Below are 18,647 nucleotides of genomic sequence, written 5' to 3'. Positions count from 1 at the left end.
AACGCCGTCACCGCATCCGTCGAACGAATCCACCGCAAAGACGGCACCACCTACATCCGCAAACAACTCCGCAACCCCACACCCCAACAGCCCACCGACACACGAGACCCGCAGAACACACCACAAGCCCCGACAGAGCCAGAAGCAGAGACCCAGCCCCAGGCTGCAGGGCCGTCGGCGACTGGGCTGCAGCCGACGGATGCGGAGCCGCTGCCAGCGACGGCGCCACGGCAGTCGCCCGCTGGACCACGGCTGCCGGCGGCTGGGCGGCCGCCCACGGATGCGGAGCCGGGAGCCGAGGGACTGCCGGTGACGCGGGCGTCGGCGGCTCGGGTGTCGGAGGCCGGGGCGGGAGCGTCGGCGGCTCGGGTGTCGGGGGCGTTGGTTGGGGCGGGGTGGGGGGCTTCTGGGGTGGTTCGGCATTGGAATTATTGGCGGCGGGAGGTGGAGGTTTATCGGGACGCTGAGTTGCGGGGGCGGCTGGAAGGTACTGGGCTGGTGTTGCCGGGGGTGGAGGTCGAGGAGATCGCCGGTGGCGCGGTGCTTTATCTGGAGGACATCGTGGGGCGGGCTGGGACTGAGTTCACGCTGGAGGATCATGCAGCGCTGGCTCGAGCTTGTGGGCGGTGGCAGGCGCGGCCTGCGGTGGTGCGGCCGTGGACTTCGGTGGGCTTCCTGCGGGACTACTCGACTACCCGCGAGGTGCCGTGGGAGTTGCTCGACGACGATGCCGCCTGGAGACAACCGCTGGTGGCCGACAACTGGCCGGCCGGGTTACGGGATGGTTGGCAGCGGTTGGTTGCCCATCGCGACGAACTGCTGACGATCGTCGAGCAGTCGCCGCGGGCAGGGTGTCATCTCGATCTGTGGGTTTGTAACGCGATCCGGCGGCCAGATGGTGAGATCGCCTTGCTGGATTGGGCTTTCTGCGGAGATGGGGCGCTTGGTGAGGACCTCGGGAACTACATTCCCGATGCGGTCTTCGATCTGTTCTGGCCGGCCGAGCGGTTGCCCGAGCTTGCCGAGACCTGCGTCAGCAGCTATCTCGAAGGGCTTCGTGAGGGTGGGTGGCGAGGCGATCCGGACGTTGTGCGGCGGGCGGTGATGGCGTCGGCGGTCAAGTACGCGTGGTTGTTGCCGGGGTTGCTCGGGCAGGCGTCCCGTTCGTCTCACAAGGCGTATCACCAGCAGGCGGACAGTCAGCATCTCTTCCAGCAGCGCGGGCTTGCACTCAGCTTTCTCGCCGAGTGGTGTGCCGAGGCGCTCAAAGGATGACGGTGAAGCCTCCCGGTGAGACGGGGACGTTGAAGGTCCGGGCCGTCGTGGCGAAGTGAGCCTGTAGAAAACAGCTGTCGTCGTAGGCGGAGATGACGCTGCGCCGCGCCGAGGCGACGGTGACCTGGTGCGAGCGCCGGTGCTTGTCGACGCTCGTGAGGAGGATGGCGGTGGTTGCCGACGAGGTCAACTGCAGCTGAGAGATCAACGGCAGGAGCAGTACTGCGTCCACGCGGAGCGCGGAGGCCGTGGAGCCGGGAACGGTGGAGGCGAGGGGTGTGGAGGCGGGGGGTGGGGTGGCGGTGGTGGTTAGGTGGGTTGTGTTTGGGGGGAGGTAGGTGGGGAGGGTGTGTGGGAGGAGGGCGCCGGGGGTGGGTGAGGTGCCTTGGGGGCCGGCTGTGCCGTGGTTGATGGTGCCTAGGGGTTTGCCGTTGGCTGACCAGGTGGTTTGGCCTGCGTGGCGGTCGGTGACGGTGTCGATGATGGGTAGGGCGAGCTGTGGTTGGTCCGAGGGCGGTAGCGTCCAGGTGGCTGTACTGCCTGGAGTGAAGGCTACGTAGGAGTTGTTGCTCCATTGGGATTCGCCGGTCCATGGTGACGGCGGGGTGATGACTGTGGCGCCGGTGGAGAGTACTGCGGACTCGGCTTCGATCGTATGCAGGCCGGAGAGCGTCCGGCTGGCGGGGCCTAGCGTGCGGGCCTGTGCGGCCAGCGACGGGTGCGCGTCCAGGGACAGCATGGAGAGTAGGCCGTGGATCGTGGATTCGGCGCCGGAGTTGCGGTTGACGATCCCGTCGCCGGAGATGCCATCGTAGGTGCGCCCGGTGGTGGGGTCGTACATCGGCGTGCCGGCTCGGTTTGCGCCGAAGTACCAGGCGCCTACGAAGGCGGCGACCTGACGAAGGCCGGGGCGGTTGGCTGCGGACGCTACTCCGAGGAGGGCTTGGAGGCGGGCATCGACGCCGTACGCGATCTGTGTCCGGTCGATCGGAGCAGGGAGCCAGCCGTTGTCGGGGCCGCCAGCAGTCATCAGTAGCGGAGTGAAGCCGGCTGCGTCGCCGATGGCCGGCTCCAGCAAGCGCGGCGATCGCAGTGCGACGGAAGCAGCCGCCAGCGCGGAAGGCATTTGAGCTCCCCACGCGTGCCAGTCAGAGATCGACTCACCCCACGGCAGCAGGGCCCGGAACGGCCACGTCTGCCTGTCTCCAGCAGCCATCGCAGCAATCGCCTCGGCAAAGCGAGCAAGCGCACGCCGTGCACGAGCAGACCCACCAGCACCGGCCGCACCAGCGCCAGCAGCGCGGTCGGCGGTGACGTAGGCGGCTAGGCCGAGGACTGCTTCGGAGGTGGCGTCGGCGCCTGCCACTATCAGCCAAGCGGGGACCCGGCGGCCGTCGACGACATTCCACACGCCGTAGTGGACCAGCACCTGCCGCTCCAGCGCAGCGATCGCCAACTCGAGCCGCCCGCGAAGGAAAGCGGCAAACCGGGAGTCGACAGAGCGGAAGACGGCATACCCTTCCCCCAATGCCCAGACCGTCCTGGCCAGCCAGTACGCCGGGCCGGAGTCGGATGGGTCGGGTAGCTCCACCGGATCGGCACTCGGGTTGAGCGTGCCATCCGGCTGCATCCACAGCACCACGTTGCCGGCGTTGGCTCCACTGGCCGTCTGCAGGAAGGTCAGCCCACGCAACAGCCCGTACGCCGCCTGTCGGCTGTGCGCGTCGCCGTGCATCGAGTAGTGCCGCAGGTAGACGACGGCAGCCCGAGCTAAATCATCGGCGTTGAACGCACCTTGTCCATAAGTGTTAGTTGAAGGGTTGTACGCACCGCCACCAACCCGCGCATAGGAGCCGTCATCGCGGCGGTCGGCGTACGTCCACAACACCCCGACCGGCCCCGACCCGTACGTCGAATGCCCAGCCACCGAAGGCGGCGAGACGGAGGCCCCCAGATAGTCGAGATGCGCAAGATTCGTCAACGCAGGCAAACCAGGCAGAGCGGTCGAAGCTGCAGCTGCCGCCGAGACCCCCGGCACGCTGGAGACGGCAGCGGCCGCAAGGGACCCACCGAGGACGGTACGGCGAGTGACCGTCATGACAACCGGTCCAAGCGGGCAACGCCGATCTTGGCGTCGGCCATGCCGTAGAAGACGTAGTGCACGCCGTCGACCTCCTCGATCGCGGTCGGGAAGACGACATTGCCGACCGTCCCGATCCGCTCCTCCTCCGTCTCAGGAACGAGGATCGGCTCCGCAGTACGAGCAATGACCCGCGTGACATCCAACGGATCCAGCAGCATCGCGCCCGCCGCATAGCTGACCTTCTGCGTGGTGGGATCAAACCCTTGAGGCTGCTCCCCCGTCACCCCGTGGTGGATGACGAGCCACCCCTCAGGCACTCGCAAAGGCGCCGGCCCCGCACCGATCTTGAGCTCCTCGAACGGATACTCCGACATCGCCACCAACCGGTGCTCCCGCAGATGAACGAGGTTGCGCAGATCCCGCTCCACCTCCGCGACGGGCACGAACGAAACCCAGATCCCCGGCCGGTCGTCCGTCACCCCAGCCGGCAGATGCACCCCCTCGCCTTCGCGGAACCAGCCGAGATCCCACATCGGCCGATGCAGCATCGCGTACGACAGAACGCCGTCCGGCCCAGGCACCGGCTCGGGAAAGAACACCGTGTCTTTGTTCGGAAACAGGTTGAGATCGGTATCGAGCGAGGCCTGATACTCGAAGTGCAACGGCCCCAACCGGGTCCACGACCGCAGATCCTCCGACACCGCCAACGCCGGCTTCGGTCCCAGCGGCCCATAGGCGACATAGGTCATCACGTGCTTGCCCAGCGATGGAATCCACGTCACCCGCGGATCCTCCACCCCGGCGTTGTTCAGCCCACGCTCCCAGCCTTCGTCGGGAGCCAGTACGACGCCCTCGCGCGAAACCCCGGTCGGTACGCCGTCAGTCAGTACCACCGACGCCAGCCCGATCCGAGACACATTGCCCGGGGCAACCAATCGCGGCAGCAGGTAGAGCCGCCCGTCAGGCGTGTGCCCAGAGGCCGGGTTGAGCACACCCCCGGACTCGAGCGAGTTGCCTGGCTCCGGCGTCATCACGACACCAAGACGCGTCAATGTATAGGGAACAGTCACAGCGGAAATCCCTTTCAAAAGCTAGCCTTTGACCCCGGACTCGAGGCTGGACGAGATGAAGCGACGCTGGAAGATGATGAACAGCCCGATCGCCGGAGCGGCCAGCACGCAGGCGCCGGCCAGTACTGCGCCGAACGGGTTCGCAGCGCGCGCCGAGACGGTGGTGAGGTAGTTCGACAACGAGACCGCGAGTGGCTGCAGGTCTTGTTGTTTGGTGATCAGGAACGGCCAGAGGAACTCGTTCCACGGACCGATGAAGGTCAGCAGGACGCCGGTCAGCAAGGCCGGCTTCACCAACGGGATCGCCACCCGCCAGAGGATGTTCAGCTCGCTCGCGCCGTCGATCCGCGCCGCGTCGAACAACTCCTGCGGCAACTGCAGGAAGTACTGCCGGAACACGAACACGGCGGTCGAGTTGATCGCGAAGGGCGCGATCATGCCGAGGTAGGAGTCGGCGAGCCCGTAGCTGCGCACGATCATCACGTACAGCGGAATGGTCAGCAACTGGAACGGGACCACCTGGACCAGCAGCATCAGGTTGAACACCGCACCGCGGCCACGAAACTGCAACCGGGCCAGCGCATAGCCGGTCAGCACCCCGAAGACGAGAGTGCCGAGAATGACACCGCCGGTGAAGATCCCCGAATTCAGCAACGACCGGCCAAGATCGATCGCCGCGTTGATCTCGGTGTAGTTCTGAAAGGTCAGGTTGCCCGGCGACGGGAAGGCGCCCTTCACCGACGGGTCCGGCTCGGCCTGCAGGCTGCCGATCAGCATGTAATAGAAGGGAAACAGGAAAACGAAGGCGCCGACCAGCAACAAGACGAAGCGTCCCGGACTCTTCCTCATCGGTCCTCCCGCCCCACGAACCTGCGTTCGACCACAGCCAGCAACAGCACGCCGATCACCAGCAGCACACCGATCGCAGAACCGATATCGGGATTACCCTGCTCGATTCCCTTCTGGTACATGATCAGTACCGGCGAAGCGGAATGTCCGTCCGGACCACCACCGCCGGTGAGCAGATAGGGCTCGGTGAACAGGTTCGCGCCGGTCACGGTGGCGAGCAGGACCACCAGCGTGGTGGCCGGCCGCACTCCCGGCACGGTCACGTTCCAGAACGACTTCAACCGTCCGGCGCCATCCATCGACGCCGCCTCGTACAGGTCCTTCGACACGTTCTGCAACGCGGCGAGGTAGAGCAGGATGAAGAACCCCAACTGCTTCCAGGTCACGTAGATCGCCACCGTCGGCATCGCGAGCTTCGAGTTCACCAGCCAGGACGGGTCGGGGGCGAGTGGGCCGAGGATCCGGTTGACCAGGCCGTCGGAGTTGAACAGGAACAGCCAGACCCCGACGACGGCGACGCTCGCGGCGACGTACGGGACGTAGAAGCTGACCCGGAAGAACGTCCGCCAGCGGATCGCCGCGTTCAGCGCGTAGGCCAGCAGCAGTGAAAGTACGACGGTCAGCGGCACGTTGATCAGCAAGAAGATGCCCACGTTGACGAACGACCGCCGGACCGCCGGATCCGAGAGCACCGTCGCGTAGTTCGCCAACCCGACGAACGGCCGCTCCACGATCGCGCCGGGCGCGGTGAAGAAGTAGTCGTGGAACGACATGTAGACCGCGAATCCCAGCGGGTAGGCGAAAATCACCGCCAGGAACACCACGTACGGGGTGACGAACGCAGTACCGATCGGCTGTTTGCCCAGTACTGCGGCAAGCACCCCTCGGCGCCTCGAGACGGGGCGGCTCATGACCCGGCGGCGAGCTGGTCGACCTTCTGGACGGCGCCGTCGAGGGCTGCGCCCGGGTCCTGCTGACCGAAGATCACGGACTTGGAGTAGGCGTCGCGGAAGGTCTGCCAGATGGTGATCGAGTTCGGCACGTTCGGCACCTCGACGGTCCGCGCGGCCTGGTCGGCGAACTGCTTGTAGTCGGGGTTCTTCGCGAAGTACTCCGGGTAGCTGCCGGCCACGTCGGCGCGCAGCGGCATCTGGCCGGTGCCCTGCAGCAACTTGCCGTCCTGCTCCTTGCTGGTGGCGAACTTCAGCACGTCCCACGCCGTCCCACGGTTCTTGCAGGCCGAGTACATCGCGACGTTCTTCGCGTCGCTGAAGGTGTAGGTCTCGGCAGCGGACTTACCGGCAGAAGTCGGCACCGGTACTGCGCCCCACTCGACCTTGCCCTTGTACGTCGCGATCGCCCAGGGACCCACGATCGCCATCGCGGCGGTGCCGTCGACGAACGAGTCACCGGTGTACTTCTCCTGCGACGCGAGCTTGTCGGCGTACATCGTCCGCCAGAACCCGGCGACCTTCTTGCCCTCTTCGGACGCGAACTGTGCCTTGCCGTCGGCAACGAGTTGCTTGCCGCCCGTCTCGGCCGCGAACAGCGGGTAGAAGTCGAACCAGGACTGGTAGAACTCGTTGCTCGGCGCCGGGTAGATGGCGAATTTCGCTGCCTTCGCCGCGACCAGTTTGCGCGAGGTGGCTAGGAACTCGTCGTACGTCGCCAGCGGCGGTTTGACCGTGTCGATCCCCGCCTTGGCGAAGGCCTTCTTGTTGTAGAAGATCATCACCGGGTTGGCTTTCCACGGCAGCTGGTAGTACTTGCCGTCGGTCGACTTGTACTGCTCGGCGACCTTGCCGGAGCGCTCTTCGAGGTACGACTTGCCGTCCGCGAAGCTGTCGAGCGCCACCAGGCCACCCTGCTTCTGGAACTGCGAGACGGACGCGGGCGAGGTGTTGAAGATCAGGCAGGGCGCGTTGCCCGCGGTGATCGCCGCGCCGATCACCTCTTCGGAGCTCTTGCCGGTCGGGATCTCCTGCGCGGTCACTTTCTGGTCAGCGTGGGCGGCGTTCCAGGCGGCCACCATCTGCTTGCCCCAGGCCACTTCCTCGGCATTGTTCGACATCCAGATGGTGATCTCGCCGCGAGCCTGGGCCGCCGCATCGGCGCTACCACCGCCATCGCCGCTGCCGCAGGCAGCCGTAGTACCGGCCAGGCCGAAGGCCAGTACCGCGGCCATGAGCTTGTGTTTCATGAGTCCTCCAGGTTGGCGGTTGACCGCCGGATGATCAGGCGAGCGGGCGGCAGTTCCACATCCGGTACTGCCGTGCCCGAGAGAAGGCCGTCGCCGTCGATGAGCTGGTTGAGGGTGCGCGCGGCCGCCTCGCCGAAGGCGTAGGGGTCGGCGCGCACGGTGGTCAGACCGGGATGGACGAACTCGGCGAGCTCGCTGTCGTCGAAGCCGGCCACGCTGAGGTCTTCGGGGACCCTCAAGCCGGCCTGTTGCGCGGCGCCCATGCCCGCGATTGCCATCCGGTCGTTGGCGTAGACGATCGCGGTCGGCCGCTCAGGGACATCGAGCAACCGCTTGGTCGCCTCGATCCCCCCGACGGCCGTGAAGTCGCTGGTCTCGATCGCGGCCGGTTGCAGACCGGCCTCGGCGAGAGCGGAGACGAAGGCCTCTGTACGGGCCGTAGCGTGCACGAAGTCCTGCGGGCCGGCCACGTGCGCGATCCGGCGATGGCCGAGCTCGAGCAGGTGCTGGACGACCGCGATCGTGCCGGGCCGGTCGTCCAGACAGACCGCGGGGAACGGCGATGGCCCCTCGGGCCGGTTGAGGGTGACGGCCGGCAGGCCGAGCGAGGTCAGCAGGTCGATCCGGGGATCGTCGTGGCGCAGGTCGGACAGGAAGACGCCGTCGACGCGACCGTCCTGAGCCAGCCGCCGGTACCCCGCCTCCTCGCCATCGCCGGGTGCGACGACCTGCAGCACGAGAGCCTGCCCGCGAGGAGCGAGCACGCTCTCCACCCCGCCGATGAAGGCCGGGAAGAACGGGTCCGACGACAGCACGCCGGGGTCCCTGGTGATCACCAGACCGAGCGCGAACGCCTTCGAGACCGACAGTGAGCGAGCCCGGTTGCTCGGCCGCCAGCCGAGTTCGTCGGCGGCGGCCAGGATCCGGTCGACGGTCGTACTGGCCAGCCCCGGCCGGCCGTTCAGCGCGAACGAGACCGCGCCCTTGGAGACGCCTGCGCGGGTCGCCACATCGGCGATCGTCGGTCGTTCCTTGCTCATCGGCATCCTTCGATTGAGCGTTTAAACCGGTTTAATCGCTCACTAAACCGGTATAAACACTCGTAGTCAAGGGTTCAGCCGCGATGCACGGGAATGCGCTAACCAATGCTTTCCGCGCACTCGTTTGCAGTTTCCCTTGACGGTCCGGCACCGGATCGCTTTACTGAGCCATCAGTGCCGGGCCTGTCAGACCCACACTGCAGTGACGCACCCAGCCGGTAATGAACTCACGTTCGAGCCCGGTTTCCAGGCGCCAGGGCGACGGCCCGAGGCGGGGTAGCGTCCCCAGGACCGATGGAGCAATCGTGTCCCGTTTCCGCACCTCTCGGGTGATGGTGGCCGCTGCGGCCGCCGCCGTCGCAACCGCCGCCCTCCTCACCCCCACTGCCGCTCAGGCCGCAGTGACCCTCCCGCCCACCCACGCCAAGTTCGACTACCAGATCGGCGGGGCCTATACGCCGCCCGCCGGCGTTCAGGTGGTCACCCGCGACCGGACCGCCTCCCCTGCCGCTGGTGTCTACAACATCTGTTACGTGAACGCCTTCCAGGTCCAGCCCGGAGAGCAGAGCCAGTGGCCCTCCGACCTGCTGCTCCGCGACGCCCAGGGCAATCTCGTCATCGACGAGGACTGGGGCGAGGCACTGCTCGACATCCGCACCACGGACAAGCAGAACCGGGTCGCAGCCAAGGTCAACGGCTGGATCGACGGCTGCGCCACCAAGGGCTACAAAGCGATCGAGCCGGACAACTACGACAGCTACGAGCGCTCGAAGAACCTGATCAGCACCTCCCAGGCCAGGGCCTACCTCAAACTGCTGGCGACGCATGCCCACAGCAAGAACCTCGCCATCGCGCAGAAGAACACCGTCGACCTCGCGAGCTACCGCACCAGCGTGGGCCTGGACTTCGCCGTCGCCGAGGAGTGCGGCCAGTACGAGGAGTGCGGTGACTATGTCGATGCCTTCGGCAACAACGTGATCGTGATCGAGTACACCAACGGCGGCCGGACCAAGGCCTGTTCCGGGTTCGGTTCCACGTTGAGCATCGTGCAGCGCGATGTGGATGTCCGCCCGGCCGGTACCAGCGGTTACGTCCGCAAGACCTGCTGATTCACTCCACCCCCTTTAAATCAACGCCGTCAACCCAAGTCCTAGGGGTTACCCATGCCATCACCAATACGTCGAGCACCAACTCGTCGTGACATCCTTCGCTTCACTGCCGCTCTGGCCGCCGCCGGCACCCTCGCTGCCTGCGGCAAATCGTCCGATGACGAGGAAGCCGGTGGCGTCGTCACCGTCGACCTCTGGCACGGTCAGACCGACACCGGCAAGAAGGCGCTCGATGCCTTGATCAAGCAGTTCAACGAAACGCACCCGTTGATCAAGGTCGTCGGCGGTGGTGGCGGGGTGACGGCGGACAGCATGCTGCAGAAGGTCACCGCGGGCCTGGCGGCGGGGTCCTTCCCGGATGTCGCGTACATCTTCGGGTCGGACCTCGCCAGCATGACCCGCAGTCCCAAGGTGGCCGATCTGTCCGCTTCGCTGGACCTCAAGGACTGCTGGCCGGCCGCGCGCGAAGCTGTCACCGTGCAGGGCAAGGTCCGGGCAGCGCCGGCGCTGCTCGACTCCCTCTGCGTTGTCTACAACAAGAAACTCTTCGCCGCGGCCGGCCTGCCGGAACCGAAGGCGGGCTGGACCTGGGACGATTTCACCAGTACCGCCCAGAAGCTGAACAACCCGGCCAAGGGCGTTTTCGGGACCGGCTGGCCGGGCGTCGGCGACGAAGACACGGTCTGGCGGCTCTGGCCGATGATCTGGGATCTCGGCGGCAATGTGGTCAGCGAGGACGGCAAGTCCGTTGCCTTCGACAAGGTCGGCGAGCAGGTCTTCGGCACGCTCGACCGGCTGCGGACCGACAAGTCCCTCTACATCGACCCCAAACCCGGCGGCGAGCAGCTCTACCAGGTGTTCCTCGGCGGCCGGATGGGAATGGTTGCCACCGGCCCCTGGCAGCTGCCGGACGTGATCGACAAGGGTGTCGACTACGGCGTCGCTCCGCTGCCGTCGTACTCCGGCAAGCCGGTCACCATCTCGGGGCCGGACACGTGGACCGTGTTCGACAACGGCAAGGCCCGGGTCAAGGCGGCGACCGAGTTCGTCAAGTGGCTGAACGACCCCCAGCAGGATGTCCGTTGGGACATCGAGGCCGGCAGCCTGCCGGTGAGCACCACCACCGCTGCCTTGCCCGCATGGAAGAAGCACGCGGCCTCGACGAAGGGGTTGCAGGTCTTCGTGGATGCGCTGGAGACCGCGCGAGTCCGGCCGGTCATCGCGGCGTACCCCAAGATCTCGCAGCAGCTCGGTCAGGCGACCGTCGCCGTGCTGCTGGGCAGGAAGTCCCCCGGTGACGCGCTCGGCGAGTGCGTCAGGCAGTGCAACGCGCTCCTGGCTGTGCTCAGCTAATGGCCAGTGTCGTCGGTACCTTCACGATCGACCCTCGCGCACGGCGGGCCGCCAAGCGGCGGCGTACGCGAGGTGAAGGTGCCACCGCGTGGGCGTTCGTCAGCCCGTCGGTGCTGATCATCCTCGGGTTGAGCGTCGTGCCCGTGCTGTGGTCGTTGCTGCTGTCGTTCCAGTCGAACGACCTGGTCTCGCCGAGCTCTTGGGTGGGATTCGCCAACTACAAGGCACTGGCGGCCGATCCCGCGTTCGCTTCGGCCGTCGAGCACACGCTGCTCTACACGGTGCTGTACGTGCCGCTCAGTGTGGTCGGCGGATTGGCGATCGCGTTGATGCTGGACCGGCAGATCCGGTTCATCAGCATCTATCGCACGCTGGTCTTCGTTCCTTTCGTCGTCTCCGCGGCCGCACAAGGGGTGCTCTTCTCCTTCGTGCTCGACCCCGAGTTCGGCGCGGCCAACTCGGTGCTGCACAAGCTGGGACTGCCGGCGCAGGGATTCTTCAGCGACCCGGGTCAGGCACTCTACCTGCTCGTCGCGATCTCGCTGTGGAGCGGGACCGGCTTCTGCGTCATCGTCTATCTCGCTGCTCTGCAAGGCGTTCCGGGTGAGCTGGTCGAGGCCGCGCGCATCGACGGAGCAGGACGGACCGGCGTACTGCGGCACGTTGTCCTCCCGACGCTGACGCCGGTGTCGATCTTCCTGGTGCTGTTCCAGACGATCAACGCGTTGCAGGTGTTCGATCTCGTCTTCGTCACCACGAAGGGCGGGCCGCTCGGTTCGACGACTGTGATCGTCTACTTCATCTGGGAGAAGGCGTTCAAGACCTTCACCGCCGGCTACAGCGCGGCCGCGGCGTACGCGCTGGCCGTTGCGCTGCTCGTCATCGGGCTGGCCTTGCAGCTCTACCGCCGGAGGGCCGCGCGATGAAGCGACTGCCCTTCAGCCCCTGGCATCTCGTACTCGCGCCGCTGGCGTTGCTGTTCGCGCTGCCGCTGCTCTGGTTGCTGGTCAGCTCGGTGATGAGCAACGCGGAGATCAACCGGTTCCCACCGGCGCTGATCCCGCACGGGATCAAGCTCGACGGCTACCGGTTCGTGCTCGGGAACGCGTTGTTCCCGCGCTGGTTCCTCAACTCGTTCATCGTCTCGGCGGTCGCGGTGACGGCCAACCTGGTGCTCGGCTCGCTGGGCGGGTACGCGTTCGCGCGGATGCGGTTCGCCGGGTCGAAGCTGATGCTCGGGCTGATGCTCGCGACGATGGTGATCCCGTTCCAGCTGACGATGATCCCGACCTTCCTGGTGATGAAGGAGCTCGGCCTGATCGACACGCTGGGCGCCCTGATCATCCCGTCGCTGGTGACGCCGTTCTCGGTCTTCCTGTTCCGGCAGTTCTTCGTCTCGCTGCCGCGGGAGCTCGAAGAGGCCGCCTGGCTCGACGGGTGCGGGCGGTTGCGAATCCTCGTTTCCGTCGTACTTCCGCTGGCCAGGCCCGCGCTCAGCACGGTCGCGGTGCTGACGTTCCTGAGCACCTGGAACGACCTGACCTGGCCGCTGATCGCCATCAACCACGACACCAACTACACCCTCCAGCTCGGCCTGACGACCTTCCAGGGTCAGCACCACACCCAGTGGGCGGCGGTGATGGCCGGCAACGTCATCACCGTCCTGCCCGTCTTGCTGGGTTTCCTGCTGGCCCAGAAGGCGTTCATCCGCTCGCTGGCCTCTACTGGACTCAAAGGCTGAAACAAATATGAAGACACAAAAGGACACGCCCTCGCTTCGCTCGGAGGTAGTGGGGAACACCCCCTCGCTTCGCTCGGAGGCGGGGCGGGGAGATTTCGATCTGCTGGTAATTGGCGATACCGCTGGAACCATGGCAGATGGCGCGGCGCGGCTCGGGCTGAGTGTCGAGGCGTCTTCCGCTGTACCGGGTGAGCTGCTCCGGTCTGCGCGGCACGTGCACGCGACCTCCTTCTACCGAGTGCCTGAGCTCGCTGCTGGGCTTGCCGTGCTCTTCAAGGAGGCGAAGAGCAACAAGGCCTCGACATCTCTCGCCATCGGAGGCGACCCGTCGGGGCGGTGGGATCGGGTGGTACTCGACGCGGTGTTGCGAGTGACCGACGTGCTGCTGCTCGACGCGGCCGAGGCGCATGCGCTGACCGGGCATCCCGTGCTGGCGGATGCGGCCGGCATCCTCGCCCGGCGCGGGCCGCTGGTGGTGGTACGGGACGGTGCTGCCGGGGCGCTGGCACATGATGGGTCGAAGGTGCGGACGGTCGGCGCGCTTGCAGTGGATGCCGCGGCAGGCGGCTTCGATGCGGGGTATGTGGCAGCCATGCTGAGAGGGCTCGGGCGGGAGCGGGCACTCACGATCGCCGCGGAGAGTGCACGATGACCAAGATCGCGTTCATCGGCGCTGGGAGCGTCGTTTTCACGCAGGGGCTGCTGGCGGATCTGTTCGGCTTCGACGATCTCGGTGAGCTGCACATCGCCTTGCACGACATCGATCCCGAGCGGCTGAGCACTGCTGCCGGCGCGGCCGCGTCGATCGCATCATCGCTGGGTGTTTCACCGGAGATCAGCGCGCACCTCGACCGCCGGGCGGCACTCGCCGGGTGCGACTTCGTCATCAACATCATCCAGGTCGGGATGAACGAGGGAACCCGGATCGACTTCGACATCCCGGCGCGGTACGGAGTGCGGCAGACGATCGCGGACACGCTCGGGGTCGGTGGGGTGTTCCGGGCGCTCCGGACCTTCCCGGTACTCCGCGGGCTCGCCGCCGACATCGCCGAGATCTGCCCGGACGCGTGGTTGCTCAACTACACGAACCCGATGGCGATGAACGTCTGGTACTTGTCGGCGCTCGGCGTGCGGAACGTCGTCGGCCTTTGCCACTCGGTCTACTGGACGATGAACGACCTCTCGACGCTGGTCGGGGTGCCCTACGGCGAGGTGTCCTACCTGGCTGCCGGGGTGAACCATCAGGCTTGGGTGCTGCGCTTCGAGCACCAAGGGCGGGACCTCTATCCGGCGCTCGATGCGGTGATCGCTCGTGATCCGGAGCTGGCGCGGCGGGTGCGGGTGGACATGTATCGGCGACTCGGGCACTACCCGACCGAGACGAGCGAGCACTCGTCGGAGTACGTGCCGTGGTACCTGCACGACGCGTCGGAGGTGGAGCGGCTGCGGTTGCCGGTTGGTGACTACCTACGGATCGTCGAGGAGAACGTGGCGCTCTACGAAGGCACCCGCGACGCCCTGAAGGCCGGCGACCCGTTGCCGGTCGAGGGCACGATGGAGTACGCGCCGCAGGTCATCCACAGCATCGTCACCGGCAAACCCCGGACGATCTACGGCAACGTGCCCAACCATGGCCTGATCTCCAACCTGCCCGAGGGCGCGGTCGTCGAAGTACCTTGTCTGGTTGACTCTCTGGGCGTCCAACCCACCTCGGTCGGCGCTCTCCCCGCCCAGTGCGCGGCGCTGAACCGCGCCTACGTCGGAGTCAACGAGCTGGTGGTCAAAGCGGCCCTCGAAGAAGACCCGCGCGCAATCCGCCAAGCGCTGATGGTCGACCCGGCCACCTCGGCCGCCTTGACGGTGCCGGAGATCTGGGCAATGGCGAATGATCTGGTAGATGCCCATAGCAACTACCTTGCTCCCGCCCTCCGCGCTCGGCTCACCCTCTGACGGATCAGGCGAGGTCGGCGGCTGCGCGGAGGTAGGTCTTGTAGCTGGCGAGGTGTTCGAGGACTTCTGCTGCAGTGGTGGTGGAGTTGAGGGCACCTACGCCTTGGCCTGCATAGAGGGAGGCTGAGGTGGGGTCGGCTGAGCGGGTGGCGGTGACGTACTGGCTGTGGCCGTCGTCGTCCGACTTCAAAGCGTCTTCCTTGCCCTCCCACGTGTCGTAGAAGGTGTTGCGGAGGGCTCGGCCGCCGAACTCGGCCGGCCAGCCGGCTCGGGAGGCGGCGTCGAAGACCGAGCCGTAGACGGTGTCGGTTTCGTCGGCTTCCAGGAGGCGTTGGCGGGAGGCGTCGGGGGTCAGGGCCTCTTCGCAGGTGAGGAAGGCTGTGCCGATCCAGCCTCCCGCGGCGCCGGCGGCCAGTACTGCGGCGAGGCCGCGCGGGCCTGAGACGCCTCCACCCGCAAGTACGGGCAGGTCGGTGAGGTCCAGGATCGCTTGTAGCAAAGGGAGAGTGGCGACGGCGTTGCGGCCGTGGCCTCCCGCTTCGGCGCCCCGGACGACGATCGCGTCGACACCGGCCGCGATCGCCACGTGGGCGTCGGCGACCGTACCGGCTTGGGTGGCGACGACGATGCCGGCCGCCCGCAGCGGTTCGACGTACGGGCTGTAGTTGCCGAAGCTGAGCGAGACGAGTGCGGGCTTCAGCTCGAGCACCGCGTCGAGGTGGTCAGGGTGATCCTTGACCGACCACGCCATCAGGCCGACGCCGTACGGCTTGCCGTGTTGCGCCGCGATGGCGCCCTCGGTGCGGATCCACTCGGCCGACACTGCGGAGCCCGCGCCGAGCATCCCCAGCCCGCCGGCCGCCGAGATCGCTCCGGTCAGCTTCCCGCCGCTCACGTTCGCCATCGGCGCGCCCACCACCGGTACCGACAGCCCGAACGTCTCCGTCAACCAGGTGCCCATCGTCCACTCCTTCTCACCCAAGCCAAAGGCCCGCCCCAAGGAATCCGGGGCGGGCCTTCGAGAGTACTGCTGTCAGCTCTTGTAGACGTCCGATGCAGCGTCGCCGTGGCAGCGCTTGTACTTCTTGCCCGAGCCACACGGGCAGACCGCGTTGCGCGGGGTCCCCGCATACTCGAGGGCGCCACCCTCGACCGCGTCGGCGTGCACCGAGACCTCGTCATCGCCGTCGATCGTCGGCGCCGAGTAGGTCAGCCGCTGCGGACGGCTCTCGGTGGACAGGCCCTTGGCGCGCAGCTTCGGGGTGTCCTGCGGACGCGGGCCGTCCTGCGGGCGGTCCTCGTCGTCACCGGACTGGCGACCGGGGAACTCAGCGACCGGAGCGCCCGGTACCAAGATGTCCTCGGCCTCGGTCTCCTCGAGCTCGGCCAGCTCCGCCTGCGCGGCCAGGTCGGCCTGCATCGCCTCGACGTCGACCTCGACGTTGAAGATGAACGCGACCGACTCCTCCTTGATGGACTCCATCATGGCGGCGAACATGTCGTAGCCCTCGCGCTGGTACTCGACCAGCGGGTCGCGCTGCGCCATCGCGCGCAGGCCGATGCCCTCGCGCAGGTAGTCCATCTCGTACAGGTGCTCGCGCCACTTGCGGTCCAGCACGCTCAGCACCACCCGGCGCTCGAGCTCGCGCATCGCGTCGCTGCCGAGCGCCTCCTCGCGGCGCGCGTACGCCTCGCGGGCGTCGGTGACGAAGCGGTCGACCAGGAAGTCCTGGGTGAGCCCGGAGCGGTCGCCGCCGGCCTCCTCGATCAGCTCTTCCTCGGTCACCTCGGTCTGGTACAGCGTCTTCAGCGCGGTGAACAGCTGGTCCAGGTCCCAGTCCTCGGCGAACCCGTCGGCGGTCGCACCCTGGACGTAGCCGGTGACCGTCTCGTCGAGCATGTCGAGCGCCTGGTCCTGCAGGTCGGCGCCCGCGAGCACCCGGCGGCGCTCGTCGTAGACGACGTGCCGTTGCCGGTTCATCACGTCGTCGTACTTGAGGATGTTCTTCCGGGTCTCGAAGTTCTGCGCCTCGACCTGGGACTGCGCCGACGCGATCGCCTTGGTGACGACCTTGTTCTCCAGCGGCACGGTGTCGTCGTCGTTGCGCGACATCGCCCAGTCGACCATCTCGCGCTTGAACAGGCGCATCAGGTCGTCCTCCAGCGACAGGTAGAAGCGGGACTCGCCCGGGTCGCCCTGACGGCCGGAACGACCGCGCAGCTGGTTGTCGATCCGGCGCGACTCGTGCCGCTCAGTGCCCAGCACGTACAGACCGCCGGCCTCCCGGACCTCGATCTGCTCGTCCTTGACCTGCTGCTCGAACTGCTCCAGGACCTTCGGGTACTCCGCCTCGTACTGCTCGGCGGCCTCCACCGGGTCGATGCCGCGAGCGCGCAGGTCCTTGTCGGCCAGGTGCTCGGGGTTGCCGCCCAGGATGATGTCCGTACCGCGGCCGGCCATGTTGGTGGCCACCGTGACGGCGTTCTTGCGACCCGCCTCGGCGATGATCGCGGCCTCCCGCGCGTGCTGCTTGGCGTTCAGCACCTCGTGCGCGATGTTGCGCTTGCGCAACTGGTTCGACAGCCGCTCGGACTTCTCGACGCTGGTGGTACCGACCAGGATCGGCTGCCCGGTCTCGTGCCGCTTGGCGATGTCCTCGACGACCGCCTCGAACTTGGCTTCCTCGGTGCGGTAGATCAGGTCGCGCTGGTTGACCCGGACCATCGGCTTGTTGGTCGGGATCGGCACCACGCCCAAGCCGTAGATCTTGGAGAACTCGGCCGCCTCGGTCTGCGCCGTACCGGTCATCCCGGCCAGCTTGGAGTAGAGCCGGAAGTAGTTCTGCAGGGTGATCGTCGCCAGCGTCTGGTACTCCTCCTTGATCTCGACCTTTTCCTTGGCCTCGATCGCCTGGTGGAGTCCCTCGTTGTACCGGCGGCCATGCAGCGTCCGGCCGGTGTGCTCGTCGACGATCAGCACCTCGCCGTCGACGACCACGTAGTCCTTGTCCTTGCGGAACAGGTCCTTGGCCTTCAGCGCGTTGTTCAGGTAGCTGATCAGCGGCGTGTTGGCCGACTCGTAAAGGTTGTCGATACCGAGCCGGTCCTCGACCTTCTCGATCCCGCGCTCGAGGATGGCGACGGTGCGCTTCTTCTCGTCCACCTCGTAGTCGGCGACCGGGCGCTGCTCCTCGGGAACCTTGTCGTCGTTGAACCGCGGCTTCAGGACGGTGGCCAGGTTCGCCATCTCGACGTACCAGCGCTGCGAGTCCTCGGCCGGGCCGGAGATGATCAGCGGCGTCCGCGCCTCGTCGACGAGGATCGAGTCGACCTCGTCCACGATCGCGTAGTTGTGCTCGCGCTGGACCAGGTCCTCGATCGAGTTGGCCATGTTGTCGCGCAGGTAGTCGAAGCCGAACTCGTTGTTCGTGCCGTAGGTGACGTCCTTGGCGTAGGCGACCCGGCGCTCGGCCGGCGTCATCTCCGGCAGGATCACGCCGTAGTCGAGGCCGAGGAAGTGGTACACCCGGCCCATCCACTCGGCCTGGAACCTGGCCAGGTAGTCGTTCACCGTGACCACGTGCACGCCCTTGCCGGACAGCGCGTTCAGGTACGTCGGGAGGGTGCCGACCAGGGTCTTGCCCTCACCGGTCTTCATCTCGGCGATGTTGCCCAGGTGCAGCGCGGCGCCGCCCATGATCTGGACGTCGTAGTGGCGCTGGTGCAGGGTCCGCTTGGCCGCCTCCCGGACGACCGCGAAGGCCTCCGGCAGCAGGCCGTCCAGGGACTCCCCGTTGTCCACCCGTTGCTTGAAATCGGCGGTCTGAGCGCGCAGCTCTTCGTCGGACATACCGGTGAAGTCGTCCTCGATCGAGTTCACCACCTTGGCGATGGTCTCGAGCTTGCGAACGATCTTGCCCTCGCCGATCCGCAGTAACTTGTCGAACGCCTTCATCGTGGGGGGTCCACTCCTTGAC

At 66.8% G+C, this 18,647-nt stretch carries 15 protein-coding genes; 7 read left to right on the top strand and 8 right to left on the bottom strand.

Features of this window, described 5'->3' with window-relative positions; all coding sequences use genetic code 11:
- Window positions 1-444 precede the first annotated feature (444 nt).
- Window positions 445-1,275 carry a hypothetical protein gene (locus tag G3I17_RS04620; protein WP_203589753.1) on the top strand — a complete coding sequence of 277 codons (831 nt, stop codon included), beginning with the start codon at window positions 445-447 and terminating at the stop codon, window positions 1,273-1,275.
- Here G3I17_RS04620 and G3I17_RS04615 read toward each other — a convergent pair.
- The 6 genes from G3I17_RS04615 to G3I17_RS04590 are packed head-to-tail and all read right to left on the bottom strand — an operon-like array spanning window position 1,265 to window position 8,517.
- Window positions 1,265-3,373: a hypothetical protein gene (locus G3I17_RS04615; RefSeq protein ID WP_164594416.1), complete on the bottom strand. Its 2,109-nt coding sequence runs from the start codon at window positions 3,371-3,373 to the stop codon at window positions 1,265-1,267. The two genes, G3I17_RS04620 and G3I17_RS04615, sit on opposite strands and share 11 nt — an antisense overlap.
- A complete protein-coding gene (locus tag G3I17_RS04610; RefSeq protein ID WP_164595097.1) occupies window positions 3,370-4,389 on the bottom strand; it encodes a glycosidase in 1,020 nt (339 codons plus the stop codon). The genes G3I17_RS04615 and G3I17_RS04610 overlap by 4 nt, the downstream gene beginning before the upstream one ends.
- Before the next feature lie 60 nt (window positions 4,390-4,449).
- The gene (locus tag G3I17_RS04605) at window positions 4,450-5,277 is read right to left on the bottom strand and encodes a carbohydrate ABC transporter permease (RefSeq protein ID WP_164594414.1); all 828 of its coding nucleotides are present in this window, start codon (window positions 5,275-5,277) and stop codon (window positions 4,450-4,452) included.
- The gene (locus G3I17_RS04600; protein ID WP_164594412.1) at window positions 5,274-6,188 is read right to left on the bottom strand and encodes a sugar ABC transporter permease; all 915 of its coding nucleotides are present in this window, start codon (window positions 6,186-6,188) and stop codon (window positions 5,274-5,276) included. Before G3I17_RS04600 ends, G3I17_RS04605 begins: the two co-directional genes overlap by 4 nt.
- The gene (locus G3I17_RS04595; protein WP_164594409.1) at window positions 6,185-7,477 is read right to left on the bottom strand and encodes an extracellular solute-binding protein; all 1,293 of its coding nucleotides are present in this window, start codon (window positions 7,475-7,477) and stop codon (window positions 6,185-6,187) included. The genes G3I17_RS04600 and G3I17_RS04595 overlap by 4 nt, the downstream gene beginning before the upstream one ends.
- Entirely contained in the window at window positions 7,474-8,517 is a 1,044-nt protein-coding gene (locus tag G3I17_RS04590; protein WP_203589752.1) for a LacI family DNA-binding transcriptional regulator, read from the bottom strand. The genes G3I17_RS04595 and G3I17_RS04590 overlap by 4 nt, the downstream gene beginning before the upstream one ends.
- A 332-nt stretch (window positions 8,518-8,849) precedes the next feature.
- Between G3I17_RS04590 and G3I17_RS04585 the strand changes: the two genes are divergently transcribed.
- The 6 genes from G3I17_RS04585 to G3I17_RS04560 all read left to right on the top strand — a co-directional run bounded on the left by G3I17_RS04585 (window position 8,850) and on the right by G3I17_RS04560 (window position 14,670).
- Complete coding sequence (locus tag G3I17_RS04585) at window positions 8,850-9,626, top strand: endo alpha-1,4 polygalactosaminidase (RefSeq protein WP_164595096.1); 777 nt, start codon at window positions 8,850-8,852, stop codon at window positions 9,624-9,626.
- Window positions 9,627-9,680: 54 nt separating this feature from the next.
- Complete coding sequence (locus G3I17_RS04580) at window positions 9,681-10,979, top strand: ABC transporter substrate-binding protein (RefSeq protein ID WP_164594405.1); 1,299 nt, start codon at window positions 9,681-9,683, stop codon at window positions 10,977-10,979.
- Window positions 10,979-11,905: a sugar ABC transporter permease gene (locus G3I17_RS04575; RefSeq protein ID WP_164594403.1), complete on the top strand. Its 927-nt coding sequence runs from the start codon at window positions 10,979-10,981 to the stop codon at window positions 11,903-11,905. The genes G3I17_RS04580 and G3I17_RS04575 overlap by 1 nt, the downstream gene beginning before the upstream one ends.
- Window positions 11,902-12,720, top strand: coding sequence for a carbohydrate ABC transporter permease (locus tag G3I17_RS04570; protein WP_164594401.1), 819 nt, complete (start codon window positions 11,902-11,904; stop codon window positions 12,718-12,720). The genes G3I17_RS04575 and G3I17_RS04570 overlap by 4 nt, the downstream gene beginning before the upstream one ends.
- Before the next feature lie 130 nt (window positions 12,721-12,850).
- Window positions 12,851-13,372: a PfkB family carbohydrate kinase gene (locus G3I17_RS04565; protein ID WP_203589751.1), complete on the top strand. Its 522-nt coding sequence runs from the start codon at window positions 12,851-12,853 to the stop codon at window positions 13,370-13,372.
- Window positions 13,369-14,670, top strand: a complete 1,302-nt coding sequence (locus G3I17_RS04560; protein ID WP_164594399.1) for an alpha-glucosidase/alpha-galactosidase — start codon at window positions 13,369-13,371, stop codon at window positions 14,668-14,670. Before G3I17_RS04565 ends, G3I17_RS04560 begins: the two co-directional genes overlap by 4 nt.
- Window positions 14,671-14,674: 4 nt before the next feature.
- Here G3I17_RS04560 and G3I17_RS04555 read toward each other — a convergent pair whose 3' ends face one another.
- Complete coding sequence (locus tag G3I17_RS04555) at window positions 14,675-15,631, bottom strand: nitronate monooxygenase (RefSeq protein WP_164594397.1); 957 nt, start codon at window positions 15,629-15,631, stop codon at window positions 14,675-14,677.
- Between the two features lie 72 nt (window positions 15,632-15,703).
- The gene (gene secA, locus G3I17_RS04550) at window positions 15,704-18,625 is read right to left on the bottom strand and encodes a preprotein translocase subunit SecA (RefSeq protein WP_164594395.1); all 2,922 of its coding nucleotides are present in this window, start codon (window positions 18,623-18,625) and stop codon (window positions 15,704-15,706) included.
- Window positions 18,626-18,647: the final 22 nt, after the last annotated feature.

Source organism: Streptomyces sp. SID13031, assembly GCF_010548305.1.
GTDB lineage: Bacteria > Actinomycetota > Actinomycetes > Propionibacteriales > Kribbellaceae > Kribbella.
The sequence above is the reverse complement of the archived record's forward strand: the minus strand, read 5'-3'. Positions and strand labels throughout refer to the sequence as shown.